The sequence below is a fragment of the Yoonia sp. genome (genome assembly GCF_965660735.1).
Taxonomy (GTDB): Bacteria; Pseudomonadota; Alphaproteobacteria; order Rhodobacterales; family Rhodobacteraceae; genus Yoonia.
In genome coordinates this window covers 15,187-40,814 of the sequence record NZ_CBFIBD010000028.1, presented here as the reverse complement: position 1 = coordinate 40,814, position 25,628 = coordinate 15,187, and the positions used below count along the sequence as shown (strand labels likewise).

Genomic DNA, 25,628 nt, shown 5'->3' with positions numbered 1-25,628 from the left:
TCTTGCATGGCGGTGCCGCGCAGGCGCAGCAGGCGGGCGGCATCGGGAACGCTCAGCGCGCCGGCCGCGGCCAATGCCGAATATTCGCCCAGCGAATGCCCGGCCACGAAAGACGCCGCCATCACATCGACCCCTTCGGATTTCAGCGCGGCCATCACGGCAAGCGATGTGGCCATCAACGCAGGCTGCGCATTCCGCGTCAGGGTCAAATCGGCAATTTCGCCACCCCAGATCATGCCGGATAAATCTTCGCCCAATGCGTCATCAACCGCACCAAACACCGCCCTGGCCGCCGGATAAGCCTCGGCCAGTGCCTTGCCCATTCCGATGGTCTGCGCCCCCTGTCCGGGAAAAACAAAAGCCCGCATGGGCACCCTCCTGTCCGTCATTATTATTGGCACAGGCTTACCCTGCCCGCCGCAAACGCACAAGCAACCACATGCGGATGAGCAGCCACGCACAGCGTCTGCGCAGACGGTGACCTGTGCCAGACCCCGCCGCAGTGCTAGGTGACTGCCAAACAGACCGGAGATTTCCCATGCCTGCCGCAAACACCACAACCCTTTACGGGACCGTCACGAAAACCTTTCACTGGCTGACCGCCCTGTTGATCATCGCCGTCATCCCGCTTGGGGTGGTAGCCAATCAGCTGCCCTATGACACCAACGCGCAACTGGCCTTCAAGGCACAGTTGTTTTCGGTTCACAAAACCCTGGGTGTTATCATCTTTGTCGTGGTACTGGCGCGCATCCTGTGGGCGCTGACACAGCCCAAACCCGGCCCCCTGCACCCCGACCGCAGGCGCGAAACGGTGCTGGCCGAAACGGTGCATTGGCTGCTTTACGCCTCGCTGGTTGCCGTGCCGCTGACCGGCTGGATCCACCACGCCGCTACCAGCGGTTTTGCCCCGATCCTTCTGCCCATCGGCCAATCCCTGCCGCTGGTGCCCAAGAACGAGACCCTGTCCGAAACCTTTGCAGCCCTGCACTGGATCTGGAGCAAGATCATGGTCGCCGCGATCCTGATGCACGTCGCAGGCGCGCTCAAGCACCAGTTCGTGGACAAGGACGCGACACTGCGGCGTATGTGGTTCGGCCATGCAGACGCCCCCGCAACAGCGCCCCACCGTGGCAATCTGATCGCCCCGCTCGCCGCGCTGGTGGTGTTTGGCCTTGCAACAGGCGCTGGTGCGCTTGCCGGGTTCTTTTCCCACGACAGCACAACCACAACTGCCGCCCTGGCCGATGTCTCGTCAGAATGGGCCGTGACCGATGGCGCGATTGAAATCACCGTCACCCAGTTTGGCAGCCCTGTGTCGGGCCGCTTTGCCGATTGGACATCCGCCATCCGTTTTGACCCCGACGCCACAGGAAACGCAGGCGAAGTCACGACAACCGTTTCCATCGGGTCGCTGACGCTGGGGTCGGTCACTGATCAGGCCATGGGGCCGGATTTCTTTGACGCGGGCAATTTTCCCACCGCCCTGTTTGACGCCACCATCATCGAAGATGCAGGCGCCTACCGCGCCGAAGGCACATTGACGATCAAGGATAACAGCATGCCCGTCACCCTGCCCTTTGACCTGACGGTCGATGGCGACACGGCCACAATGCAAGGCCGCGTTGCGCTGGACCGCCGCGATTTCAATATCGGGCAAAGCATGAATGACGAAACAAATCTGGCCTTTGGCGTCAGCGTCGATGTGTCGGTGACAGCAACCAGAGGTCAGGATTGAGCGGACAGGCGCTCAGTCGACCCGCCCGATCCGGTGGCTATCCAAGGAACGACAGCGCGCGTATGATCCGGCGCGCCCTGCCCTGCGGAACGACCGGTGATCGCGATGAACCCGGTGTCACGGGGCGCGCATGAAACCGGCCCCGGTATCGCCGCTTCAATAGCGGATTGTGCATACCGGCCTTCGGATCAATATGCGTCGCCAAAAAAATGGCCGCGCTCTTGAACAGAGCGCGGCCATCGGTCGTCAACGATCGCGGCGACTTAGTTTTCCATTGCCTCGATCGAGATCATGACCTCGACTTCGTCGCTGACAAAGGGGGCGAATGCGCCCACGTTATAGTCGGACCGCAGCAGCGTGGTCGTAGCATTGAAACCTGCCCACTGCTTGCCTTCCATGGGATGTTCGCCCGCCTGATTGAGTGTGGCATCCAGCACAACGGATTTCGTCGTGCCGTTCAGCGACAGATCACCGGTGATCAGGGCGGTATTTTCGCCCGTCACTTCGATACCTGTGGATGTGAAGGTCACCAATTCATCCGCCGTGGCGCCAAAAAAATCGTCGGACATGAAATGCTCGAAACGGCCTTCCCAGCCTGTCAGCATGGAGCGCACAGGGAACGATACATTCACCGAGGATGCCGCCGGATTTTGCTGGTCAAAGTTGATTGTGCCCTCAAACCCAGAAAACATGCCATAGGTGGTGGAATAGCCCAGATGGTCATAGCTGAACACGATCTGGCTGTGGCTGGGATCAAGCGTGTAGTTTTTGGTTGATGCGAAAACAGGTGCAGCGGCAAGGCTGGCCACCAGTGCGGCGGTCGTCAGGATATTCTTCATTTGTATACTCCAAAAGCTGTGTGACTGTCTGCGCTTAAGATAGTCAGCACGCCTCTGGCGCAATTGCGCAAAATCGAACAAGCCCTGTTCGTAAGCTGGCACCGAATTCCCGCGCCTATGCCGCGTTGGCGCGTCCGGTTTTCGGTTCAATCATCAGATCCTGCCCCAGCCTGTCACGCAACGGGACAAGCTGCCCCCCGGCACCTTCGGCCACGCAAAGCGTCTGTGCCGTATCACGATAGCGCAGGATCAGCATTGCGCTGTCGTCGGTCGGATGTTTGTCCATGAAGACCCCGCCAATGGCATCAAAGCCGTAGCACCCGACGGTCGTGGGCCACCCGACGCGGTTCTGGATCACCTCGCGGATTTCACCAACACTGGTGTCCACCTGCAATTCAGGCTGCGTGCCGCGGCTTGCAAACCACAGAAGATAGATCGCAACAGACCCAAACAGCACGGCCGCACCAATGCGCATCGGCCCGACGTCGCCGGTAAAGACAGCCGATGCAAAAACCACCGTGCCGATTGACGCCGTCAACAGACCTGCCCCGGCAAGGAATGACAGGGCCTGCGCCAGGACGATCCCCAGGGATGGCTGACGCTCTGGCCGCACGATGTACCCCCAATATGTCTCCTCGACGGAAAACGGGGGTGGCGTCGCACTGTCGTCGTTGTGTCCGTTCAATCCCTGATCCGGGCGCATCCGCAACTCTCCATTAATGCAGCATGAACATCGGGCCATGCAAAGGCGGCAACAAAGCGGCAATGACGTGGCAAGGTCAAGATATCACCACAGAACGCCACGCAATCACGCCGCGGCGCAGACAAGCCTTGCATGATCCCAAACCAGCGGTATAAGGCGCCATCCTTCCGTGATGACTTGAAACTGCGCAGTCTCTCGTGGGTGGGGAACGGAAGGTGATCATGCCCCACACTTTGAAATGCGCCGATATATGAACTGGAGTACGCATGCCGCTATACGAGCATGTCATGATTGCGCGTCAGGATCTGTCCAACACGCAAGCTGAAAGCCTTATCGAACATTTCGGAACCGTTCTTGCCGACAACGGCGGCAAGCTTCTGGAAAACGAATATTGGGGCGTCAAGACGATGGCCTACAAGATCAACAAGAACCGCAAGGGGCATTACGCCTACCTGCGGACGGATGCGCCTGCGACCGCCATTCAGGAAATGGAACGTCTGATGCGCCTGCATGACGACGTGATGCGCGTGCTGACCATCAAGGTCGACGCCCACGAAGAAGGCCCATCAGTGCAGATGCAAAAACGCGAAGAACGTGGCGAACGCCGCGAACGCCGTTGATCTTGAAAGGACATTAAATCATGGGAACCAAACCATTTTTCCGCCGTCGCAAGTCCGATCCGTTCGAGGGCGATAACGCCCCCAAGATCGACTACAAAGATACACGCCTTTTGCAGCGCTACATCTCTGAGCGCGGCAAGATCGTGCCCGCCCGTATCACCGCCGTCGGTGCCAAGAACCAGCGTGCGCTGTCCCGTGCGATCAAGCGCGCCCGGTTCCTTGCCCTGCTGCCCTACGCTGTAAAGTAAGGAGCCACACACATGGATATCATTCTACTTGAGCGCGTCGCAAAGCTGGGCCAGATGGGCGAAGTCGTTTCCGTCAAGGAAGGCTATGCACGCAACTATCTGCTGCCACAAGGCAAGGCCCTGCGCGTGAACGCCGCCAACATGGCCCGTTTCGAAGCTGAAAAAGCCCAGATGGAAGCCCGCAACCTTGAAAGCAGGAAAGAGGCTGAAAGCCTTGGTGAAAAGCTGGATGGCCAGACCTTTGTCGTGATTCGTTCCGCGTCTGACGCGGGTTCGCTTTACGGGTCCGTCACCACCCGTGACGCCGCCGAAGCCGCAACAGCCGAAGGGTTTAGCGTGGACAAGAAACAGGTCGTCCTGAAAGGCGCGATCAAAGAACTTGGCCTGCACGACGTCGATGTCGTTCTGCACCCCGAAGTGACCGTGACGATCACCTTGAACGTCGCACGCTCCAAGGAAGAGGCCGAACTGCAAGAGGCCGGCAAATCCATCGCCGAACTGGCTGCCGAAGAAGAGGCCGCCGCTGAATTCGAAATTCAGGAACTGTTCGACGACATCGGTGGCGCCGCATCCGAAGATTTCGGTGACGACGACACCCCTGCCCGCGAAGAGAACGCAGCAGACGACGAAAACTAGGTCGCACGATCACACAACACAACAAAAGGGCCGCTGCATCCGCACGCGGCCCTTTTTGTTTGCACGACACAGGGTTTCGCATTGGCCTCGAACCACCCCATGCAAGGCAATCCTGTCGCATGCAGAACGGCATCCAACCCGCTGCCGCAAAGCAAACAGAAATGGGTGCCGGTTTATGGTCTTGGTCCGCTTGGAGCCCACTTTGACCGATGCTGCAATTTGCAGCAAATGCTGCTCTGTTTATATTTCGGGCAACAACTCGCCTGTGATAAAGGTGTATGACCCACGCACCAATTGAAGCACCACATCCAATTCCGCTTCGGTGATCGGGGTGTAGATCATCACGAACCCTTCCCAACCTGCGCGTTGATCGGCCCAAGGATGCGCCACGGCCCAACCGGCGTCTATTGCGGCGCGAGCTGTGTCCGGGTGGAGCGACGCATGAAGGCTGCCATCAGGATGAAGATGCGCAAACTCGCGGCCCCCTACGATGGCCTGCGGTTGGGCTATTGGGACATCACTCCCAAGTTGAAATCCGACGGCACCGGGGAGAGACACGCGGGTCGCCCCGAGAACAACACCTGGAAACTCTGCGACCTGACGCAGCAGCTCTTCTGAAAGCTCAGGGATTGCCTGCACGTCGATCTGCACATGTGGCACCCCATTCGTAGTCTCAGGCCGAGGGGCCTCACGCATTGGGAAGGATTTGTCTTGGGCGATTGCAGGCGCAGACATAACCAGCATGGTAGCTGCGGCCGAGATCAAACACTGTTTTGGAAATGTCGTCATATTAACATCCTTATGGTCTGGGCCGCAGCGTTGATTATGCGTGATTCAGACCGCGTGAAAGGCTTGGCTCACGGCATAGGTGTCCTCGAACCAGTTCCAGAGCACGACCTGTCCGTCGCGCACCTTGGCCCGCAAAGCAAAGGTGAACTCCTCCGTTTCTGCACCTGATGCTGTCAGCAGCAATTTCATCCGGCCAAACACGGCGACTGTGTCACCGGAGGCAAAAGCGTTCTGATTTTCCCAATGGGTCACCTGAACATTCTGCGAGAACGTGCCCAGGAAGCCAAAGATCGTCTCTTTGCCTTCCCAAGTGCCGATCCATGGCAGATCAGGGTCGCCTTCGTTTTGCCAGACCATGTCATCCGCCATCAGCGCGGCCATGCCGTCCATGTCGCCGCCACCCATGGCCCCCATAAAGGCCATGACAGTGTCGAACGATGCCTGTGTCTGATCGTCAGTGGTCTGCGCGCTTGCCGGCGCGCTCAGGGCGAGTCCCGTTGCGGCGGCTGCGGATGCGGTAAGAAGTTGTCGTCTATCCATCGGGATACTCCAATCTTGGGTAATGGTTACTGGCCGGAAAGCTGCTGAAGCGCGCTGGCCCAGTCTTCGACGTGATAGGTGCGGACAATCACACCGTCGTCCAGTTCGTGGATATCGATGGTGAGGATGTCAAAGCTACGCCCTTGGCCATCCACACCAAAGAACGGTCCTGTGGGCGTGCCTGTTGCACGACTGCGAACGATCACAAAGTCACCGTCCTGATGCATCGCCTGCACGGACCAGTCGAGGTCTGGAATGAGTTGGCTGAAGAAGCCCATCTGGCCAACAAAACCTTCGCGGCCGTCGTTCTCGCCCGAATAATCGCCAACGCTTTCCCAGTTTTCGGACGTCGCGCTAAGAAATGCAGTCACTTGCGCCTCGGAGCCGGGATTGCTGAGCAGGTCATAGAACGTCTGCACAGTTGCCTTGTCGTCGGCTGCGGCACCTGTTGCGATGGATGCGAGGCCAAGTGAGGCCGCTGCAAGAGTTGTTCGAAACGCGTTCATGGATGTGTCTCCTGGTCGATAAATGACGTTGCCTCACGGGGTTGCGAGCGCTGTGCATCCAAGATGGACAAATCCCGATACAATCATAAGATAAGATAAATAAATTTAACTGTTCGGATTTCTGACATTATGATCGACCGGCTACGCCAGATGGCGATCTTCGCCAAAACGATAGATCACGGGTCTTTTCGCGGGGCAGCGCGGGAACTTCGGCTGTCACCGTCGGTGGTCAGTCACCATGTCTCGCAGCTTGAAGAAAGCCTTGGCGTCGCATTGATCTATCGTTCGACCCGCAAGCTGACGTTGACATCTGAGGGTCACAGGCTTCTGGCTGCAACGCACAAGATGCTGGAGGCCGTCGAAGGCGAATTGGTTGATCTGTCGGTTTCCGCAAGTGCGCCAAGCGGTGAACTTCGCATCACCATTCCTTCTGTCCTGTCGCAATCGCATTTCACCGCGCAAATCGCAGCCTTTTCCAACACATACCCGCGGATCAAATTGTTTCTGGATTTCTCGGACACACGGCGTGCGCTCATTGATGACGGCTTCGATATTGCGATCCGAATGGGGCCGAAGGCAAAAAACACTGCCGCTTCCCGCAAACTCTTTTCAGTCGCGCGTACGTTGGTCGGCTCTGCTGACTACCTCTCATCGCGACCGGTTCCCGATCATCCAAAGGACCTGATGAGTTGGGATTGGCTGGCGCTGACACCTGCGCAAAACGTACCCCTAGAGTTCAGCAAAACTGGAGGTATTCAAGCAACGATCAAACCAGAAGCGCACATCTTTGCAAACGACGCCCAGGCGCTCTATCGTTTGGCCCGTGCAGGCGCGGGGCTTGCAATCGTTCCGGATTTTCTGGCCCGAGACGACGTGGAAGATGGATCAATGACATACGTTCTGCCCGACTGGAAGTTGCGCGCTATTGATGTCTTCGCAGTTTGGCCTTCCAACGCTCCAAAGCATGGCCTTATTCATCTGGCATTGGACGCGCTGAGCCAAAGATGATCGTTAAATCAGCCCTTGGCGCAGCCGGAGCGAAAGCTCACTCAGTCCGCAAAACTGCCGTTTGTGTTCAGCAAACGACCAAGATTAACGCCCTGTCTACAATGGAACCATCACTTCAGAAGAACTCGCAAGATACTGAAATTGAATAAATAAAAGGCATTTAGCATGAGTGCACAACAACCTCACTTGACAGTGGCCAATTTGAGACTCCGCGTTTTGCCATCTTTGGTGGTATGCTCTGGCGTGAGTTGTTGAAGCGCATTCAACTAATTTTCCAATTTGGCCGAGGAGGGCCCGATCGTCGATAGACCCCCAAAAGGGCATTCACTAAAACTGGGAGGAAAGACATGAACCTGAGACCCGATCCAACGTTCCACGCATCGCCCAAATTGGCGATGGAAGCCCCTGTCGAAAACTACGCTTTTACAGTCATGCTGAGCCCAGACGGGTCTCAGTCGGATGGTATCGCAGTCATCGATTTGAAGCTGGGGTCAGACACCTATGGCCAGATTGTTCATCAAGTTATTGTTCCGAATAAAGGCGATGAGTTTCATCATTTCGGATGGAATGCCTGTTCGTCATCCCTTTCGCCTCTGTCTGGACACGCATTCCTTGAACGCCGCTATTTGATCGTGCCGGGTATTCGCTCTTCGCGTATCTATGTGATTGACGTCAAAGACCCTCTTAAGGCCCATATTCATAAAACGATTGAACCCGAGGAGGTGTTCCGCAAAACGGGCTATTCGCGTCCTCATACGATCCACTGCGGACCCGAAGGCATTTACGTGTCCTGCCTTGGTGGCGGCGGCGAGGATGGCACAGACGGCCCTCCGGGAATCTTTATCATGGATTGCGAGACGTTCGAGATCATTGGGCAGTACGAGATGGATCGTGGCAAGCAGGATAAGCACTACGATTTTTGGTGGAACTTGCCGCAAGACTACATGGTCAGCTCTGAGTGGGGCTTGCCGCCGCAGTTTGAAAATGGAGTCGTACCTGAGGACCTTTTGTCCAACAAGTATGGCCATTCCATCCACTTTTGGGACCTGCGCGCGCGCAAGAACATCCAGACCATGGACTTCGGTGAAAACTATCAAATGGCACTGGAAATTCGTCCCGCCCACGATCCTACAAAATCCTACGGCTTCTGTGGTGTCGTCGTTGATACTACAAACCTACAAGGTGCCATCTTTACGTGGTGGCGCGACGACGATGGTGTCTGGCAGTCCAAGAAAACCATCACTATTGATCCTCGGCCCGAAGACCCTGAAAACCTCCCCCCCTTGCTCCAAGGATTCGGCGCGGTGCCGCCATTAGTCACCGACATTGATCTGAGTCTTGATGACAAATATCTCTATGTCGCATGCTGGGGCTTGGGTGAGATGCATCAGTATGATGTCAGTGACCCGATGAACCCCGTCCTCGCAGGCAAGGTGGAGATCGGCGGTATCGCCAAAGGCAAGAACCACCCAAGTGGCAAACCTTTTGCATATGGGCCACAAATGGTGGAAATCAGCCGTGATGGTAAACGCGTTTATTGGACCAATTCGCTCTATTCAACTTGGGACGACCAGTTCTATCCAAATGACGAGGGCGGACAGATGGTCATGGCGGACGTTGGCGAAGACGGGGGGCTGAAATTGAACGAGGATTTCTACGTCGAGTTCCCTAAAGGTCTGAGGTCACACCAAATCCGCCTTGAGGGCGGAGATTGCTCAACTGACAGTTTTTGCTATCCGTCTGTATAGATGATTTCTGAACTGACATCGGAGACGGCCCTTTGGGGGGCCGTCATTTTTTCTGGTCTCTACCACGGTATCAACCCCGGCATGGGGTGGCCGCTCGCTGTGTCCGCAGCACTGATGGAGCGCAAGCACACAGCCCTTCCCAAGGCATTGGCCATGCTGGCCATCGGGCATTTCGCGGCGATGATCGGAATCCTCCTGCCTTTCTCGATGATGGTCGTTCTTGTAACATGGGAAGTTGAAATCCGTATCGCAGCTGGCGCGCTTGTCATTGCGATGGGTATCTACCTGCTGATCAACAGGCGACATCCTAAAATTCTGGCACGCGTCCATCCGGCGCGGCTTGCCCTTTGGTCGTTCCTGGCAGCGACCGCACATGGAGCCGGATTAATGTTGGTCCCCATATATCTGGGCCTTTGCGCCATTGGCGCAGATCAAAGCGGTCATCTCGCGGCGCAGAGCTTGATGGGAAACAATGTCGTGACGGCTTTCACAGTAGCTGCAGTGCACACGATGTCCATGACACTTGCCGGAGGCGCTGTTGCTGTGGTCATCTACTTTTGGCTGGGCCTGAAGTTTCTGTCACGAACGTGGTTCAACCTAGATGTAGTGTGGGCGGTGAGCTTGGTCTTGGTTGGTGCATTCGGAATATATTCTGCCTATTCGGGTCATTGATGAAACCTGCCCCAAAACAGAACATTTCATTCAGCTGACATAGCTATTTGCAGCCGAATGAGGGTAGACCAACATGTTTGCCGACAGACAAATTGCAGGTTCGCTTTGGGTCATCTCCGCGCCTTTGTGCTGTAACAAAGAAAGTCTGCGTTGTCCGCACAGCTGACAAACAAAACACGCCCCAACAAAAAAGGGCACCCGCAGGCACCCTTTCCCGTCGCTGCATTTTACAGCACTTATTCTTCTTCAAGCTTCTCGACAGCTTTTTCCAGATCGTCTTTGCTGACTTCTTTTTCGGTCACGTCAGCCTGTTCAAAGATGTGGTCAACCACCTTGTCCTCGAACATCGGCGCCTGCATCTGCTGGCGGAACTGGGCGTTTTGCTGAACGAATTCAAAGAATTCACGCTCTTGGCCCGGATACTGTCGCGCCTGGTTCATGATTGCCTGGGTCATTTCCTGATCACTGACCTTCACCTCGGCCTTCTGGCCGATATCGGCCAACAACAGGCCCAGTTTCACCCGGCGCTCGGCCAGCTTCTTGTGTTCTTCCGTGGTCTCGATCTCTGGGTGGTCGTGGCCCTGTACTTCGGGGTTTTCTTCGTGCCACAGCTGATGCGCGATCTGTCCCGCTTCCGCGGTCACCAGACCCTCGGGCAGATCAAAGCTCACCGCGTTGTCCAGCGCATCCAGCAGACTGCGCTTGGCAACGGCGCGGGCCGCACCGGAATATTCCGCCTCCAGCCTTTCCCGGATCTGCGCCTTCAGCGCTTCCAGATCTTCGGCGCCGAACTTCTTGGCCAGCTCGTCATCCATTTCCGGCGTCTTGGGCGCGCGGACTTCCTTGATGGTGCAGGTAAAAACAGCTTTCTTTCCTGCCAGATGTTCCGCCTGATAATCCTCGGGGAACGTCACCTCGACATCCTTTTCCTCGCCCGCCTTGACCTTCAGCAACCCGTCTTCAAAGCCGGGGATAAAGGAATCGGACCCCAGCACCAGCGGGTAGTCTTCGGCAGAACCACCTTCGAAGGGTTCGCCATCGACCTTGCCCACGAAATCAAACACGACCTGGTCGTCTTTCTTGGCCTGCGTCTTTTTGGGTTCATAGCTGACGGCCTGCGGTGACGCGGCCAGATTATCCAGCGCCTCCTGCACCGCGGCGTCATCCGCCTTGACCACCATCTTTTCCAGTTTGATCTTGCTGAAATCGGTGTCCGGCACATCGGGCAGCTTTTCATAGCTGACCTCGACGTTGACGTCGTCGCCTTCTTTCCAGTCTTCGTTGGTCATCTTCATTTCAGGCTGGGCTGCGGGGCGGTCGCCGGATGCTTCCAGATGCGAGGTCACCGCGCCATCAATGGCTTCCTGCATCGCCTCGCCCATCAGGCGCTGGCCGAACTGCTTGCGCAGCAACGCCATCGGAACCTTGCCTTTGCGAAAACCCTTCATTTCAACAGTGGGCTGCGCTTCTTTCAGCTTTTCATCAACCTTGGCGTTCAATTCAGCCGCCGTGACGGTGATGGCGTAGCCGCGCTTGAGGCCTTCGTTCAGGGTCTCGGTGACCTGCATTGTTTTTCCTTCTTCATTCGTTGGTGCGGGTGAAGGGACTTGAACCCCCACGCCTTGCGGCGCCAGAACCTAAATCTGGTGCGTCTACCAATTCCGCCACACCCGCATGATCAAAAGGGGCAGGCGGTCACCTACCCCAAGTTTGCGCGCTGTCTAGCAAAGCGCGCGGCAGGATGCGAGAGGAAAAGTGCCGATCAAAGCCCCAATGCGCGAAACACCTGCGGCAGCACCTCCGGCAAGTCCTCGGCGATCAGTCCGGGGCCGAATTGCAACGCGCATTCGGTATGCAGCCAGGCCCCGGTTTCCGCCGCACGCATCGGTGGAAACCCGCGTGCCAGCAACCCGGCGATGAATCCCGCCAGCACATCCCCCGATCCCGCTGTCGCCAACCATGGCGCGCTGCGGTCGTAGACAGAGGCATTGATACCGCACCGCCCCGACGGATCGGCGATCACCGTATCGGGCCCCTTGAACAGCACAACGCACCCTGCCCGTGCCGCCGCGTCCCGCGTCGCATCCACCTTGGAATACGCAGGGCCCTTGGCTGCAGGCGCATCCAGCTTGGCAGCGATGTCCGGAAACAGCCGCGCGAATTCACCCGCATGGGGCGTCAGCACACAGCGATCATGCAGCGCACCAAAAAGCGCGTTATCCTCCGCCAGCAATGTCAGCGCATCGGCATCAAGGACCGTAGGGCGGGGGCCCTCCCCGCCAAGCACCGCCATCACCAACCCCGCCTCACGCGGGCCAACCCCCAATCCCGGACCGAGGCAAAGCGCATTGATCCGTCGGTCCGCCAACACTTCTGCCAGGTCGTCCGCATCCCGAACCCTGCGCAACATCACCGCATTCAACTGCGCCGCATTCTCGATCAAGGCGGCAGGCGGGCAGCCAAGGGTCACGGCCCCTGCCCCGATGCGCAGCGCGCCACGCGCGGCAAGGCGGGCCGCACCGCCATGACCCACGCCACCCGACAGGATGAAAGCGTGGCCGTGGGAATATTTGTGCCCATGCCGCTTGTTCATGCCACCACGCGGCTGCACCAGGCGCACCGCCTCCTTGCGTTGCTCGGCGCTGGTCTTCAGGTCGATATCGATCACGATAACTTTTCCAGCATGACGCGGTCCCGCAGAAACCAGTTGTCCAATTTTCCGACTGTGAAATGTCACGGTCAAATCGGCTGCGGCACACCAAGCGCGGGCACCGCTGTGTTGTCGGGCATCTGGATCGCCAAGTACGCGCCCACTGTCCGAGCAGACCCCCGACGGCATATCAATGGCAACAACCGGCGGCCAGTACGGCTGACGATCCTGAACGGACTGACCGCCGCCGGCATCGACACAGTCGCAAACGGCGCGCAACACGAAATTCAGATCGTCCACAGGACGCGCGAGGCCTGTGCCGAACAGCGCGTCAATGACGATGCTTTTTCCCCGAAAGTCTGGTGGGCTATCGTCTTCAAGGGGCAAGACATCCCCGACCTCCCTCCACCGGTCATAATTCACCAGCGCATCGGGCGGCAGTTTTTCACGATGCCCGTATAAAAACACCTCCACATCCCACCCGGCCTCTTTCAACAACCGCGCCACGACAAAGCCGTCGCCGCCGTTATTTCCCGGCCCGCACAAGATAACTGCCCGGTCTCTGCCCCTCTCATCATCTTGCAACAAATACTCCGGGGGTTTGGGGGCTGGCCCCCAAGACGGCGCAAGCGCGGGCCACGCGTGAAATATCGCGGTCACCACGCCGCGCCCGGCCCGCTCCATCAGGTCCAGCCCGGTCACCTTGCCGGATGCAATCGCGGCCTGTTCGATGGCGCGCATTTGGGCAGCGGTCAGCAGTTCGGTCATGGTTTCAGCACCTGTCTGTTTTTATTTCGCCCGTCACGCGGGCGTCTTGCACAAAATTTAGGCAAACCCTATGGTTTCCCCTGACCAGCTTGCGCATAGGTTCCGACACGAATTGTGCCCATGCAAGAGAAATGGTCTGACCACCATGAAAGACCGCAAGGGGGAGTCGCATCTCATGAAGAAAATCGAAGCGATCATCAAACCGTTCAAGCTTGATGAAGTGAAAGAGGCGCTCCAGGATGTGGGCGTTCAGGGGCTTTCCGTGATCGAGGTCAAGGGCTTCGGCCGTCAGAAAGGCCACACAGAGCTGTATCGCGGCGCCGAATATGTCGTTGATTTCCTCCCCAAGGTGAAGATCGAGGTGGTGCTGTCTGACGATCAGGTCGATGCTGCCATAGAGGCGATCATCGGTGCCGCCAAAACCGACAAGATCGGCGATGGCAAGATATTCGTGTCACCCATCGAGCAAGCCATCCGTATCCGGACCGGTGAAACCGGCGACGACGCGCTGTAATCCGTAAAATTTACTACAAAAGGGGCATCCCATATGGACAACCAAGCTGTTCTGAAACTGATCAAAGACGAGGACGTCGATTATGTCGATATCCGCTTTACCGACCCGCGCGGCAAGCTGCAGCACGTCACCGTCGTCGCCGACCTTGTGGACGAAGACTTCCTGGAAGAAGGGTTCATGTTTGATGGCTCTTCCATCGCCGGATGGAAATCCATCGACCAGTCGGACATGAAACTGATGCCGCAGGCATCCAGCGCATATATCGACCCCTTCTATGCCGAAAAGACGATTTGCATTCACTGCAACGTGGTCGAACCCGACACGATGGAACCCTATGACCGCGACCCGCGCGGCACCGCCGTGAAGGCCGAGGAATATCTTAAGGCGTCCGGCATCGGCGACACGGCCTATTTCGGTCCCGAAGCAGAATTTTTCGTGTTCGACGACGTGCGCTTCAGCGTGTCGATGAACAAGGTGTCCTATCAGGTCGACGCAATCGACGGCGCATGGAACACCGACACCGAATACGAAATGGGCAACACAGGTCACCGTCCCGGCATCAAGGGTGGCTATTTCCCCGTGAACCCGATCGACGACGCGCAGGAAATGCGGTCCGAAATGCTGTCCACCATGAAACGCATGGGCATGAAGGTCGACAAGCATCACCACGAGGTTGCATCCTGCCAGCACGAACTGGGTCTGATTTTCGGCACGCTGACCCATCAGGCGGACGAAATTCAGAAATACAAATACGTCATCCACAACGTCGCCCAGGCGTATGGTAAATCCGCGACATTCATGCCCAAGCCCATCGCAGGCGACAACGGCACCGGGATGCACGTGAACATGTCGATCTTCAAGGACGGCAAGCCGCTGTTTTCAGGCGACAAATACGCTGATCTGTCACAAGAAGCGCTGTATTTCATCGGCGGCATCCTCAAGCACGCCAAGGCGTTGAACGCGATCACGAACCCCGCGACCAACAGCTACAAGCGTCTGATCCCCGGTTTCGAAGCCCCCGTTCTGCGCGCATACTCTGCACGTAACCGGTCTGGCTGTGTCCGGATCCCATGGGCCGAAAACCCAAAGGCCAAGCGCGTCGAGGCCCGTTTCCCCGATCCGGCTGCAAACCCCTATCTGTGCTTTGCGGCCCTGCTGATGGCCGGCCTTGACGGCATCAAGAACAAGATCGACCCCGGCCCGTCTTCGGACAAGGACCTGTACGATTTGCCACCAGAAGAGCTGGCCGCAATTCCGACAGTCTGCGGTTCGCTGCGCGAAGCACTCGAAGCGCTGGAAGCAGACCATGAATTCCTGCTGGCCGGTGACGTGTTCACCAAATCCCAGCTTGAAGGCTACATCGACCTGAAGTGGGAAGAAGTTTACGCCTACGAACACACACCCCACCCGATGGAATACAAATTGTATTACAGCTGCTAAGTTAAGCCGACACATCACCGAAAACCCCGCCAGAGACATCCGGCGGGGTTTTTTTATGTGGACGTGTTTTGGTAACATTGCTCATTTTGTTGCGATTTTAGCGGCGCTGGGGTTGCGGCCCCGGGGCCGGACAGGCCATCCCTTTCCCATCAATAAAGGAGCTGACGATGCCCACCGAAAAGCTGACATTCACCGGTCATGCGGGCCACAGTCTTGCCGCGCGGCTTGATCTGCCCACCGGCCCGCATCTTGCGACGGCGCTTTTTGCCCATTGCTTTACATGTTCCAAGGATATCACCGCCGCCCGCCGCATCGCTGCCCGATTGGCGGCCATGGGGATCGCGGTCCTGCGGTTTGATTTCACGGGCCTTGGCCATTCCGAAGGCGAATTCGAAAACACCAGTTTCACCTCGAATGTCGACGACCTGATCGCCGCTGCCGCAGCTTTGGACGCACGCGGGACGCCACCGTCGCTGCTGATCGGCCATTCACTGGGCGGGGCCGCCGTCTTGAAAGCCGCCCCCATGATTCCGTCGGTCAAGGCTGTCGTGACCATCGGCGCGCCTTTCGACCCGTCCCATGTCACCCACAATTTTGCCGATACCCTGCCCGAAATCATGGAAAAAGGCAGTGCAGAAGTCAGCCTTGGCGGTCGTCCGTTCCGTATCGGGCGGGACTTTGTCGAAGACATCACGCAATCGGCCCTGCAAACGGCGATCGGAAAGCTGCGCACGGCACTTCTGGTTCTGCATGCCCCGCGTGACCAGACCGTCGGGATCGAAAATGCCTCGGATATCTTCATGGCGGCCCGGCATCCCAAAAGTTTTGTCACCCTCGACGATGCCGACCACCTGATCACCCGCGCCGAGGATGCCGAATATGCCGCCGACGTGATTGCGGCATGGTCCAAACGCTATCTGGCGCTGCGCGAAACCAAAAAACCCGCAAATGTCCCCGAAGGCGTCTTGCGTGTAACCGAGGCGGATGCAGACGGATTCTTGCAGGACATCCAGTCAGGCCCGCACCACCTGCTTGCGGATGAGCCTGAAAAATTCGGCGGCACGGACAAGGGGCTGTCGCCCTATGGTCTGGTTGCCGCCGGGCTTGGCGCCTGCACATCCATGACGATCCGTATGTATGCACGGCGCAAGGACTGGCCGCTGGATGGTGTCAGTGTCGATGTCACCCATGCCAAGTCCCACGCAGAAGATGCGGCAGCATCCGATGCCAAGGTCGATCACTTTGACCGGCTGATCCGGCTGGATGGCGACCTGTCCGCAGATCAGCGCGCGCGCCTGCTGGCGATCGCCGACAAATGCCCGGTTCATCGGACATTGGAACGGACGTCCACCATCAGCACCGAACTGGCATGAAAAAAGGCGCTGCGGGGTGCAGCGCCTTTTCAATCATTCCCCTTGGACGCCTTACTTGCGGGCGTCGCCGATCAGCTTCCACAGGGCAGGCACCAAAAGCGCCGCCAGACCCAGTTTCAGCGCGTCACCAATCAGGAACGGTGTCAGACCCCATGCCAGGATCGGCTGGTCCCACCCGTAAAGCTGCCCCAGCCATGCCAGACCGGGCAGATAGATCAGCGCATTGCCGATCAACATCGCCAGCGCCATCATCAGCACAGACCGGTCCCAACCGGCCCGCGCGGCATATCCCAGCGCCAGCGTGGCCAGAACATAGCCCACCAGATAGCCGCCGGTGCTGCCCATCATATAGGTGATCCCGTTCAGATCAGCGGTCGAGCTTTGGAAAATGTCAAAGCCCAGCATCCCGACAATCATATAGCCCAGGATCGTGGTCAGCCCCAGCCGTGGCCCATAGGCGGCCCCGATCGACAGAACGGCAAATGTGCCCATGTTGATGGCGACAGGGCTACCAGGGACCGGCACCTTGATCTTGGCGAAAACCGCCAGTGCGGCGATTCCCAGAACCACCATTGCCACTTGCTTGACGCGCAGTGCGGTCCCTTGCGACGGGCCAAAGGCCTCTGTCAGAACCATGTCGTTACGTGCGAGGGCCATGTGCCGCTCTCCCCTTTGTTTGTATATCGCCCGCTTTTATTGCCCCAAGGACAGCCAAATCGCAAGCCATCCCTGCGTCAGGCGGGGCAAAACCTGCACTACGGGCCATAATCGGAAACCGATGTATAATCCTTGCGCGGGCCGTGGACGACCCATGTCGCCCGCCATATGGGCCAGCGGGTGAAATCATATTCAACACGATACAGATCGTCGCCGCAGGGATGATCCGTGCCGGCCGCATGCCCCGTGGGTATAAAGCGGTGGAACGCCGCACCATCGCCAAACTGCACTGCAACGCCACCGGCATCAAATACCCACAGATAGCGGCGCATCGCCACCATCACGGGCCCGTCACCAATGCGCAAATCGCCGGTTTCCTGATAGGCCAACACACCCTGTCCGGCTTGCGTGAATACCGCCTGCCCCACAAGCCGCCCCGTCTGCCCGCCCAACCGGTCGGTAATTGTGCGCTGCAACCGCCATTGACCGACAAAGGCGGCAGGGCCAAGCATGGTCATGTCATCTCTCCCTTGAGGGTTGGGGCGGGGCTCTTTATGACGCAGGGGAAATCCGCTGCCCACCCCTGAAAAAGGCCATTGCCCATGATTCCCCGTTACTCCCGCCCCGAAATGGTTGCCATCTGGTCGCCCGAAACCAAGTTCCGCATCTGGTACGAGATCGAGGCCCACGCGTGCGACGCACAGGCCGCCATCGGCGTGATCCCCACGGCAAGCGCCGAAGCCGTCTGGAAGGCCAGGGATGCGGAATTCGACGTCGCCCGCATCGACGAAATCGAAGCGGTGACAAAACATGACGTTATCGCCTTTCTGACCCATCTGGCCGAACACATCGGATCGCACGAGGCACGGTTTGTCCATCAGGGCATGACATCGTCCGACGTGCTGGACACCACGCTGAACGTGCAACTGGTGCGCGCCGCCGACCTGTTGCTGACCGATATGGACCGGGTACTGGCCGCATTGAAAACCCGCGCCTTTGAACACAAGGACACCGTGCGCATCGGGCGCAGCCACGGGATTCACGCCGAACCCACAACCATGGGCCTGACGTTTGCACGGTTTTACGCGGAAATGGACCGGGGCCGCGCCCGTTTGCTGGCCGCACGCGCCGAAATCGCGACGGGTGCTATCTCTGGTGCTGTTGGCACCTTCGCCAACATCGACCCATCCGTTGAAGAACACGTCTGCGCCCAACTGGGTCTGACGCCGGAACCGATCAGCACGCAGGTGATTCCCCGCGACCGCCACGCGATGTTCTTTGCCACGCTGGGGGTCATCGCCTCCAGCATCGAAAACGTCGCGATCGAGATCCGCCACATGCAGCGCACCGAAGTTCTGGAAGCCGAAGAATTCTTCAGCCCAGGCCAAAAGGGCAGCTCTGCCATGCCGCACAAACGCAACCCGGTCCTGACCGAAAACCTGACCGGCCTCGCCCGTCTGGTGCGTATGTCCGTGGTGCCTGCGATGGAAAACGTGGCCCTGTGGCATGAACGCGACATCAGCCATTCATCCGTGGAACGCGCGATCGGGCCGGATACGACCATCACGCTGGATTTCGCGATGAACCGGCTGGCCGGTGTCATTGAAAAACTGGTGATCTATCCTGAAAACATGTTGCCCAACATGAACAAATTCCGCGGGTTGGTGATGTCACAACGCGTGCTTCTGGCCCTGACGCAGGCCGGTGTCAGCCGCGAGGACGCCTATAAACTGGTCCAGCGCAACGCAATGAAGGTCTGGGAACAGGGCGCAGATTTCAAGACCGAACTGCTTGCTGATTCGAACGTGACCAAAGCCCTGACACCAGAAGAAATCGAAGAGAAATTCGATCTGGGCTATCACACGAAACACGTCGACACCATTTTTGCGCGGGTGTTTGGTGAAAGCTGACAGGTGATTGTGACCGGTCGGGAACATCCCGACACCCGACCGGTCATTTTTCGCGCATTACACCACTGAAGGTGCATGAACGGGTTGCGGTTCCATATGATGCGTGGAAACCCGCGAATTGCTTGCGTTGGCCGGAACCATCTGATCGGACTTTGCCTCTTTCCGGGCTGATTCGATTGGTTGATCAGCCTTACGTGACCGAATCCCTGCGATCTTACCCTTCATGGCGACGTATTTGCGATTGTCATGGGCGTTCACATATGGCTCTCCGATTGGGTAAACCGGGTATCCAAGCTGCCGCATCGTCCGCGCAAAAACAGGCGGACAAAGCGCCATGATCTCAGTGCCACCATGTTCGCGGGCCTGCTTTACAACACCGTCAAGCAACATACCCAGACATTCGGACCGTTCACTGTGGGTCTTGATGTCTTCTGAAATCACGATACGAGTTGCTTCCCAGACTGTGGGGGTGACTTCGGCTGCGGGCAGGATGTTGGTTGGAATGCCAATAAGTTTTCCGTCCACCGCGTCACGCAGCATATAAGTATGCGTACCCCATTGCGCCGTCGTGGCCATTGTGCGCATGCCACCAACAACCTTTCCATCCTTGACGACCAGCGAGTAGTACGCCTTTGGGTTGTCATACTGATCCATCTCCACGTCATCATCGTGTGGAATGTCCCAGCCTAACTGATCGACAAAGAACTTCTTGCGCAGTGCAAGGAATTCAAAGAATGCAGTGCCGTGCTTGTGAAGCTCGGTCAGATTAAAAGTAATATTCTTCATGTTCTTACCTCTGGTTGTAGAGTTTTTGACGACGGCCCCCGCCTCCGCCAAGTGAGACGTTACCACTTTGTGGATAATTTAACTCTAATTGTATTGAGGTCAGAAAAAAAGACTGAACAACTGGTCAGATTAGACCATATTGATTAGCCAATGCGGCGGCTTGTGTTCCGGTTTTGGCACCAAGCTTCAGTTTCGCGTTCTTCAGGCGTTGTTTGATTGCGCCCTCACTGACATTCAACTCAAACGCGATTTCTTTCAGGCGGCGTCCGTCTTTGACCATGCTCAAAGCCTCGAGTTCGGCCTTGGTCAGATTGGTCGGTGGCGCTGTCTCATTGTGACGCCGCATCAGATAGGCTTGCAACAGCTTCATCTCGAGATCTGTGTATTCGCGGTCTGCTCGCGTGAAGGATGCAAAGGAACGCTGCGCGTCCGCACTGCTGTCGAATACCGAGACAGTAACGCCATAGCGCATGCCGAATGTCCGCGCCTGCGCAATCACGCGTTTGGGATCGTCAAGGGGAAACGCACTCCACCGGACAGCGCCGACATTACTGTAGGCCCACCTAAGCACTGGGTCAAAAAGCGCGAATCGCTGCTTGGTGTAGTGGCTCACCCAATCAGGGGGAAGCGCATTCATCTCTTCCATCGGAAAAGCAAAGCCGATACGCAAGGCGATATAATGGCCCGAAGGAGCAAGTTGCTCAATTTCATCCAGACCAAGAACTTTCGACATTCATATTCCTCAGCTAGCCCGCTACACGAAAATCTCTTGTGAGCATGACCGACTTCGCTCTAATGTGCTAGAAGGCATTACATCGCGCACAATATGTGTATTTAACCTGCCTTAGCAACCTGAAAGCGAGTTAATCTTATGAGTTCTTCAGAATTAGAAATCAGCAGAACACTCGGTGAACTGAATGAACTTGCAATTGCAGGCTATGCTTTGGGTTTCCACATCGAATACACGACACCCAAGTTTGTCTTTCAGACTTATCCAAAGGCTTGGCTTGATTACTATTCCAGCAATGGCCTGATCATGAGGGATCCCATGGTTGCCTGGGGATTTGAGAACACCGGCACCCAACGCTGGTCCCTGCTGGAAGACCCCGCAGGCGTCATGGTCATGGCCGCTGATCATGGCATGAACTATGGTGTTGTTATTGCAGTTGCCTCTGGTGACAGCCGCAGCATCGGTGGCTTTGCGCACACGGACCGCGAATTCACTGATGGAGAAATTGAACAGATGCACAGGGATGTTGCACTGATTCACGAATACACCGCCGATACGTCGGCGCTTGACCCCGAGACGGTCGAACATCTCAAGAAAATGTCGATCATGGTCACACATCCGGGAAGCTGACGGGCGTTCATAACCATTCCTTTACGTCCCGCGCGATATTTCGGGATATGGGATTCGAAACACAGATATCCGGCGCACCGGCGCTCAACCGTCGTCGCAAGGCGGCGGTGATCGTGCAGATGCTGATCAGCGACGGCGGGTCGCTGTCCCTCTCGGAATTGCCCGAAGCCTTGCAGGAACTTCTGACCGGCGAACTGGGCGCGCTGCGGCTGGTTGACCGGGACACGGTCAGCGCCGTGGCCGCGGAATTTACATCAGAACTTGAAAAAATCGGTCTTTCTGCACCGGGCACCCGCGACGGGGCGATTGCGGCGATTGCCGATCATCTTAGCCCCGATCTGGCCCGGAAACTGCGGGCCCAGACACAAAGCGTCCGCCGGGGGGATCACTGGCCGCTGATCATCGATCTGCCCGCGGACCGAATTGTTGATATCATGACGTCGGAAAGCACTGAAATCTGCGCGGTCGTCCTGTCCAAGCTGCCCATCGTCAAGGCCGCGGATGTGCTGGTCAAGACACCCGGCGAAAGGGCACGGCGGATCACCTTTGCCATGTCGCAGACCGGGCAGATCGCGCCGGATGCCGTGCGGCGGATTGGGGCCGCGCTCGCGCAGGACTATGGGGCGGTGCGGCCGCGCGCCTTTGACAAGGCCCCGGTGCAGCGTCTGGGGGCCATTCTGAACTCTACCGCCACCGACACCCGCGAAGATGTTCTGGAAGGGCTTGGGGCCGCCGACCCTGAATTTGCCAGCGACGTGCGCCGCGCGATTTTCACGTTCAAGGATATCGCCCCGCGGGTCAAGTCCACGGACATTCCGAACTGTCTGCGTTCTGTCGACAACGCGGTGATGTCCACCGCGATCGCTGCCGCATTGTCAGGAGACGCGGCACTGGTCGACTCGGCAGAGTTCATCCTGTCCAGCCTGTCGCAGCGTATGGCCGGCCAACTGCGCGATGATGCCGCCGAAATGGGCCCTATCAAGAAATCCGAGGCAGAGACCGCAATGGCCGCAGTCACGACTGCCATTCGTGAATTGGTCGAAAACGGGATGATCACACTGCGTGACCCGGATGAGGACCGAACCCCGGAAGAATAGCACATGGACAGTCCCGGCTGTTCTGAATTAACTTCGGGCCATGACCGACACAACAGAAACCTATTCGGGTCGCCGATGGCATGACATGGGCGGCAATGCCGCTGGCCCCATTCCAACCGACGACCACGACTACGCCCTGTGGGAAAAGCGTGTCGATGCGCTCATGATGATCGCGACGGCAAAGGGACATTTCACCGTGGACGGGTTGCGCCGCGTGCTGGAAGACATGCCTGCATCCTCTTTCGAGCAGATGACCTATTACGAACGCTGGATTGCATCCGTAAACCAGAACCTGATCGAGGCGGGCATCTATACAACTGCCGAACTGGCCCGTCGCATGACAGATGTTGCCGCCCGTGGCCCCACCTATGGAGAGGCGAGCAGTGGCTGACCGGCACTATATGCGTGTTCGTGCGGACATGCCCCCCGGCCACGTGCGCACCCCGGCCTACCTGCGGGGCAAATCCGGCTGGGTCGAAAGGACACTTGGCCCCTTCCCCAACCCCGAGGATCTGGCCTATCGCCACAAAGGGGCCTGTCTGCCATTGTTGCGGCTTCGCTTTACCATGTCCGAGGTGTGGGGCGACGCGGCTGAAAATCCCGACGACACGCTGGATGCCGAAATCTATAGTCACTGGCTTGAACCCCATGCCCCATGATCATCACGACCACCTGTCGCCTTCGGGCCACCCATACCGGCCCGATGACGACCATCCGCTGACTTATTGGCAGCAGATGGAAATTGCGATTCGCGAACTCTTGATCGAAAAAGGGGTGACAACCGCAGCCGAAATCGCCGCCCAGATCGACGCGATGGATGCCCGCAACCCGGCCAACGGCGCCGCCGTTGTCGCCCGCGCCTGGACCGATCCGCATTTCCGCGACGCCCTGCTGCGCGACGCCAGCGCGGCGACGCGCGATATGGGTTTTGACATTGGCCCTCTCAAGTTGATCGCCGTCGAAAACACCGCCGACGTTCACAATATGATCGTCTGCACGTTATGTTCGTGCTACCCGCGCAACTTGCTCGGCCTGCCGCCCGATTGGTATAAATCCCGCGCCTACAGGTCACGCACCGTGCGCGAACCCCGCAAGGTGCTATCCGAATTCGGGGTCACCCTGCCGGCCGGCACCACGGTGCGCGTCCACGACAGCACCGCCGACATGCGCTATATCGTGATCCCCGCCCGCCCGGCAGGCACGCAGGGCTGGACAGCCAAGCGGCTAGCGACACTGGTCACCCGCGACAGCATGATCGGAACCGGGCGCGCCCGTGCGCCGGGCCCTGTATGACCGCATCACCGCTACACGGATCAGGCACCGATTGGCTGGCGGACAAGGCGCTGCGCGGCCTGATCAGAACCGCGCTGGCGCTGCCCTATGACAAACGGGTTCCCATGATGGGCGCCGCGCTGGCGCGGGGCATCGGCCCGCTCGTTGGCTATCGTCAGCGGGCCGAGGCAAACCTGTCGTTTATCTATCCCGACATGCCCGCAACAGAGCGCCGGACATTGGCGGGGGCCTGCTGTGACAATTTCGGGCGCACCTTGATCGAAAATTATGCGTGGGCAGAATTCGGCCAAAGGCTTGCCCAGACCCAGCCCACCGGCGCAGGGCTTGCCCCATTGGCAAAGGCCGCAGCAGCCAGGCGCCCCGTGATTTTCGTGACCGCCCATTTCGGCAATCACGAAGCCCCGCGTCAGGTGCTGACCCGTATGGGCCACACCATCGGCGGGTTATACCGGCCGATGCAGAACCCGTACTTTAACGCCCATTACGCCAAGACCATGACGTCATGGGGGGGGCCGGTGTTCGAACAGGGGCGGCGCGGCACGATGGGCTTTGCCCGACACCTCAAATCAGGGGGGATGGGCACGCTCTTGTTTGATGTGTCTGCTACGGGTGTGCGGCTGCCGTTCCTTGGCCACCCCGCGTATACCGCCACATCCGCTGCCGATATCGCGTTGAAACTGGATGCAGTGGTCATTCCCTATTTCGGCATCAGACAGCCCGATGGCATGTCCTTTTCAGTCGAAGTCGAATCCCCGATCATCCACGCAACACCCCGTGCGATGATGGCAGAGATGACCGCACGGCTTGAAGCACAGATCGCGCGCCATCCGGCGCAATGGTTCTGGGTCCACCGCCGCTGGAAAACGCGCAACGACGGCTAGCGCAGCTCGGCCGCCGCCACGATCCGGCCATGCCCCGCCTTTTGAATGATGACGACCACGGGGTCAGGCCCGACCGCAGGCGCATCAAGAGCAAGCGCCGCCTGCCCGTCCCAGCGGTGGATCACCGACCATGACGTGACGATATTGGTATAAACAAATTCGTTCCCGGCATTTTCGCCCCGTCCGATCGCGACCGCCTGCTGCGGCGTGTAGCGCACCAGTTGCACGACATAATCACCAGGTGCGCCGGGTGGCGCCGTGATCAGCACGCGGCTTTCCTGCCGCGTCATGCTCAGCTTGACGGGCAGCCCCTTTTCCAATTGCGTCTGTAGCCGGTCCATCACTTGCATCGTACGCGATCCAACAACGTGATCCTGCCCGTTGAACACCATTTGCGGCGTATATACAGTGGCCACATGCGCGGCCTCGGCATAGGCGTGTTGGCGTTCGGAAAAGGCAGGATTGGCGAACACGTCCTTCCAGCCGATGTAATCCCAGTAGTCCACATGCAGCGCCAAGGCGATCACATCATCCCGTTTGGCCAGCTCCCGCAGCATCGCATCCGCCGGGGGACAGGCTGAACAGCCTTGCGATGTATAAAGCTCGACCACCACAGGACCGTTTTGCGCCTGCACCGGGGCCGTCGCAAACAGACCAATGAATGAAAGAGCAATCAGAAAGGGCCGCATGTGGTATCCTGCTAGTTTATTACCCGGTTCGGTTTAGGCAGATTAGGGTGAAATGGCCAATCAACCAATTGCGATTGCCGCGTCACTTATGTTTCAGCCGAAAAAGTGGCGTTTGGGTCGCCATTGTGTGCAATGGTATACAAATATTTCCCGCGCCCTCTTGAAC

General features: G+C 58.0%; 31 protein-coding genes and 1 tRNA gene. 18 read left to right on the top strand and 14 right to left on the bottom strand.

All coding sequences use genetic code 11. The features are described from left to right. On the bottom strand, window positions 1-368 hold a 368-nt coding region (locus ACTG4B_RS11120; protein ID WP_439155773.1), incomplete at its 3' end, for an ACP S-malonyltransferase. A 170-nt stretch (window positions 369-538) separates the two neighbouring features. On the opposite strand from ACTG4B_RS11120, the gene ACTG4B_RS11115 reads away from it, so the two are divergent. Next, window positions 539-1,735 (top strand): cytochrome b/b6 domain-containing protein, encoded by a 1,197-nt coding sequence (locus ACTG4B_RS11115; RefSeq protein ID WP_439155772.1) that lies wholly within the window; start codon window positions 539-541, stop codon window positions 1,733-1,735. A gap of 263 nt (window positions 1,736-1,998) precedes the next feature. Here the strand turns inward: ACTG4B_RS11115 and ACTG4B_RS11110 are convergent, their stop codons facing one another. Beyond that, on the bottom strand, window positions 1,999-2,574 hold the full coding sequence (locus tag ACTG4B_RS11110) for a YceI family protein (protein ID WP_439155771.1): 576 nt from the start codon (window positions 2,572-2,574) through the stop codon (window positions 1,999-2,001). 115 nt (window positions 2,575-2,689) lie between these two features. Then, complete coding sequence (locus tag ACTG4B_RS11105; protein WP_439155770.1) at window positions 2,690-3,277, bottom strand: hypothetical protein; 588 nt, start codon at window positions 3,275-3,277, stop codon at window positions 2,690-2,692. A 266-nt stretch (window positions 3,278-3,543) separates the two neighbouring features. Between ACTG4B_RS11105 and rpsF the strand changes: the two genes are divergently transcribed. From rpsF to rplI, 3 genes are read left to right on the top strand one after another with little or no spacing between them, the layout of a single operon-like run. Then, window positions 3,544-3,897, top strand: coding sequence for a 30S ribosomal protein S6 (rpsF, locus tag ACTG4B_RS11100; RefSeq protein WP_439155769.1), 354 nt, complete (start codon window positions 3,544-3,546; stop codon window positions 3,895-3,897). 20 nt (window positions 3,898-3,917) lie between these two features. After that, entirely contained in the window at window positions 3,918-4,145 is a 228-nt protein-coding gene (rpsR, locus tag ACTG4B_RS11095) for a 30S ribosomal protein S18 (RefSeq protein WP_439155768.1), read from the top strand. 12 nt (window positions 4,146-4,157) lie between these two features. Continuing rightward, window positions 4,158-4,781 carry a 50S ribosomal protein L9 gene (rplI, locus tag ACTG4B_RS11090; protein WP_439155767.1) on the top strand — a complete coding sequence of 208 codons (624 nt, stop codon included), beginning with the start codon at window positions 4,158-4,160 and terminating at the stop codon, window positions 4,779-4,781. Between the two features lie 240 nt (window positions 4,782-5,021). On the opposite strand, the gene ACTG4B_RS11085 is transcribed toward rplI, so the two are convergent. Further along, window positions 5,022-5,273, bottom strand: coding sequence for a luciferase domain-containing protein (locus tag ACTG4B_RS11085; protein ID WP_439155775.1), 252 nt, complete (start codon window positions 5,271-5,273; stop codon window positions 5,022-5,024). Here ACTG4B_RS11085 and ACTG4B_RS11080 point away from each other — a divergent pair. Next, window positions 5,223-5,399, top strand: coding sequence for a hypothetical protein (locus ACTG4B_RS11080; protein WP_439155776.1), 177 nt, complete (start codon window positions 5,223-5,225; stop codon window positions 5,397-5,399). The genes ACTG4B_RS11085 and ACTG4B_RS11080 overlap by 51 nt on opposite strands. A 216-nt stretch (window positions 5,400-5,615) precedes the next feature. Here the strand turns inward: ACTG4B_RS11080 and ACTG4B_RS11075 are convergent, their stop codons facing one another. Both ACTG4B_RS11075 and ACTG4B_RS11070 read right to left on the bottom strand, forming a co-directional pair. After that, the gene (locus ACTG4B_RS11075; protein ID WP_439155766.1) at window positions 5,616-6,110 is read right to left on the bottom strand and encodes a nuclear transport factor 2 family protein; all 495 of its coding nucleotides are present in this window, start codon (window positions 6,108-6,110) and stop codon (window positions 5,616-5,618) included. 26 nt (window positions 6,111-6,136) lie between these two features. Next, on the bottom strand, window positions 6,137-6,616 hold the full coding sequence (locus ACTG4B_RS11070; RefSeq protein WP_439155765.1) for an ester cyclase: 480 nt from the start codon (window positions 6,614-6,616) through the stop codon (window positions 6,137-6,139). Between the two features lie 129 nt (window positions 6,617-6,745). Between ACTG4B_RS11070 and ACTG4B_RS11065 the strand changes: the two genes are divergently transcribed. The 3 genes from ACTG4B_RS11065 (at window position 6,746) to ACTG4B_RS11055 (ending at window position 10,044) form a co-directional block, all read left to right on the top strand. Further along, complete coding sequence (locus ACTG4B_RS11065) at window positions 6,746-7,624, top strand: LysR family transcriptional regulator (protein ID WP_439155764.1); 879 nt, start codon at window positions 6,746-6,748, stop codon at window positions 7,622-7,624. 347 nt (window positions 7,625-7,971) lie between these two features. Continuing rightward, window positions 7,972-9,372, top strand: a complete 1,401-nt coding sequence (locus ACTG4B_RS11060) for a selenium-binding protein SBP56-related protein (protein WP_439155763.1) — start codon at window positions 7,972-7,974, stop codon at window positions 9,370-9,372. Beyond that, window positions 9,373-10,044 carry a hypothetical protein gene (locus ACTG4B_RS11055; RefSeq protein WP_439155762.1) on the top strand — a complete coding sequence of 224 codons (672 nt, stop codon included), beginning with the start codon at window positions 9,373-9,375 and terminating at the stop codon, window positions 10,042-10,044. A gap of 236 nt (window positions 10,045-10,280) precedes the next feature. Here ACTG4B_RS11055 and tig read toward each other — a convergent pair whose 3' ends face one another. The 3 genes from tig to ACTG4B_RS11040 all read right to left on the bottom strand — a co-directional run bounded on the left by tig (window position 10,281) and on the right by ACTG4B_RS11040 (window position 13,462). Continuing rightward, a complete protein-coding gene (tig, locus tag ACTG4B_RS11050; protein WP_439155761.1) occupies window positions 10,281-11,612 on the bottom strand; it encodes a trigger factor in 1,332 nt (443 codons plus the stop codon). 21 nt (window positions 11,613-11,633) lie between these two features. After that, a tRNA-Leu gene (locus ACTG4B_RS11045) sits at window positions 11,634-11,718 on the bottom strand. Window positions 11,719-11,806: 88 nt separating this feature from the next. Continuing rightward, on the bottom strand, window positions 11,807-13,462 hold the full coding sequence (locus tag ACTG4B_RS11040; protein ID WP_439155760.1) for an NAD(P)H-hydrate dehydratase: 1,656 nt from the start codon (window positions 13,460-13,462) through the stop codon (window positions 11,807-11,809). 175 nt (window positions 13,463-13,637) lie between these two features. On the opposite strand from ACTG4B_RS11040, the gene ACTG4B_RS11035 reads away from it, so the two are divergent. From ACTG4B_RS11035 to ACTG4B_RS11025, 3 genes are all read left to right on the top strand, one after another. Further along, a complete protein-coding gene (locus ACTG4B_RS11035) occupies window positions 13,638-13,976 on the top strand; it encodes a P-II family nitrogen regulator (protein WP_439155774.1) in 339 nt (112 codons plus the stop codon). 33 nt (window positions 13,977-14,009) lie between these two features. Then, window positions 14,010-15,416 (top strand): type I glutamate--ammonia ligase, encoded by a 1,407-nt coding sequence (gene glnA / locus ACTG4B_RS11030; protein ID WP_439155759.1) that lies wholly within the window; start codon window positions 14,010-14,012, stop codon window positions 15,414-15,416. 167 nt (window positions 15,417-15,583) lie between these two features. Further along, entirely contained in the window at window positions 15,584-16,789 is a 1,206-nt protein-coding gene (locus ACTG4B_RS11025; protein ID WP_439155758.1) for a bifunctional alpha/beta hydrolase/OsmC family protein, read from the top strand. A gap of 51 nt (window positions 16,790-16,840) precedes the next feature. Here ACTG4B_RS11025 and ACTG4B_RS11020 read toward each other — a convergent pair whose 3' ends face one another. Beyond that, window positions 16,841-17,446: a biotin transporter BioY gene (locus tag ACTG4B_RS11020; RefSeq protein WP_439155757.1), complete on the bottom strand. Its 606-nt coding sequence runs from the start codon at window positions 17,444-17,446 to the stop codon at window positions 16,841-16,843. A gap of 98 nt (window positions 17,447-17,544) precedes the next feature. Next, on the bottom strand, window positions 17,545-17,964 hold the full coding sequence (locus ACTG4B_RS11015; protein ID WP_439155756.1) for a DUF6314 family protein: 420 nt from the start codon (window positions 17,962-17,964) through the stop codon (window positions 17,545-17,547). Between the two features lie 84 nt (window positions 17,965-18,048). Here ACTG4B_RS11015 and purB point away from each other — a divergent pair, with 84 nt between their 5' ends. Continuing rightward, window positions 18,049-19,356 carry an adenylosuccinate lyase gene (gene purB / locus ACTG4B_RS11010; RefSeq protein WP_439155755.1) on the top strand — a complete coding sequence of 436 codons (1,308 nt, stop codon included), beginning with the start codon at window positions 18,049-18,051 and terminating at the stop codon, window positions 19,354-19,356. Between the two features lie 57 nt (window positions 19,357-19,413). Here purB and ACTG4B_RS11005 read toward each other — a convergent pair whose 3' ends face one another. Together ACTG4B_RS11005 and ACTG4B_RS11000 are read right to left on the bottom strand one after the other, a co-directional pair. Continuing rightward, window positions 19,414-20,193: an acyl-homoserine-lactone synthase gene (locus tag ACTG4B_RS11005; protein WP_439155754.1), complete on the bottom strand. Its 780-nt coding sequence runs from the start codon at window positions 20,191-20,193 to the stop codon at window positions 19,414-19,416. Between the two features lie 73 nt (window positions 20,194-20,266). After that, window positions 20,267-20,875, bottom strand: a complete 609-nt coding sequence (locus tag ACTG4B_RS11000) for a helix-turn-helix transcriptional regulator (RefSeq protein WP_439155753.1) — start codon at window positions 20,873-20,875, stop codon at window positions 20,267-20,269. 138 nt (window positions 20,876-21,013) lie between these two features. Between ACTG4B_RS11000 and ACTG4B_RS10995 the strand changes: the two genes are divergently transcribed. From ACTG4B_RS10995 to ACTG4B_RS10970, 6 genes are read left to right on the top strand one after another with little or no spacing between them, the layout of a single operon-like run. Beyond that, a complete protein-coding gene (locus tag ACTG4B_RS10995; protein WP_439155752.1) occupies window positions 21,014-21,502 on the top strand; it encodes an autoinducer binding domain-containing protein in 489 nt (162 codons plus the stop codon). Window positions 21,503-21,549: 47 nt separating this feature from the next. Next, window positions 21,550-22,599, top strand: coding sequence for a FliG C-terminal domain-containing protein (locus tag ACTG4B_RS10990; protein ID WP_439155751.1), 1,050 nt, complete (start codon window positions 21,550-21,552; stop codon window positions 22,597-22,599). Between the two features lie 40 nt (window positions 22,600-22,639). Continuing rightward, window positions 22,640-22,990, top strand: coding sequence for a ScnB-like protein (locus ACTG4B_RS10985; RefSeq protein WP_439155750.1), 351 nt, complete (start codon window positions 22,640-22,642; stop codon window positions 22,988-22,990). After that, a complete protein-coding gene (locus tag ACTG4B_RS10980; protein ID WP_439155749.1) occupies window positions 22,968-23,258 on the top strand; it encodes an SH3-like domain-containing protein in 291 nt (96 codons plus the stop codon). The genes ACTG4B_RS10985 and ACTG4B_RS10980 overlap by 23 nt, the downstream gene beginning before the upstream one ends. Further along, a complete protein-coding gene (gene nthA / locus ACTG4B_RS10975) occupies window positions 23,248-23,892 on the top strand; it encodes a nitrile hydratase subunit alpha (protein WP_439155748.1) in 645 nt (214 codons plus the stop codon). The genes ACTG4B_RS10980 and nthA overlap by 11 nt, the downstream gene beginning before the upstream one ends. Beyond that, the gene (locus ACTG4B_RS10970; RefSeq protein ID WP_439155747.1) at window positions 23,889-24,773 is read left to right on the top strand and encodes a lysophospholipid acyltransferase family protein; all 885 of its coding nucleotides are present in this window, start codon (window positions 23,889-23,891) and stop codon (window positions 24,771-24,773) included. The genes nthA and ACTG4B_RS10970 overlap by 4 nt, the downstream gene beginning before the upstream one ends. On the opposite strand, the gene ACTG4B_RS10965 is transcribed toward ACTG4B_RS10970, so the two are convergent. Next, the gene (locus ACTG4B_RS10965; protein WP_439155746.1) at window positions 24,770-25,462 is read right to left on the bottom strand and encodes a DUF1223 domain-containing protein; all 693 of its coding nucleotides are present in this window, start codon (window positions 25,460-25,462) and stop codon (window positions 24,770-24,772) included. The two genes, ACTG4B_RS10970 and ACTG4B_RS10965, sit on opposite strands and share 4 nt — an antisense overlap. Between the last annotated feature and the right edge of the window lie 166 nt (window positions 25,463-25,628).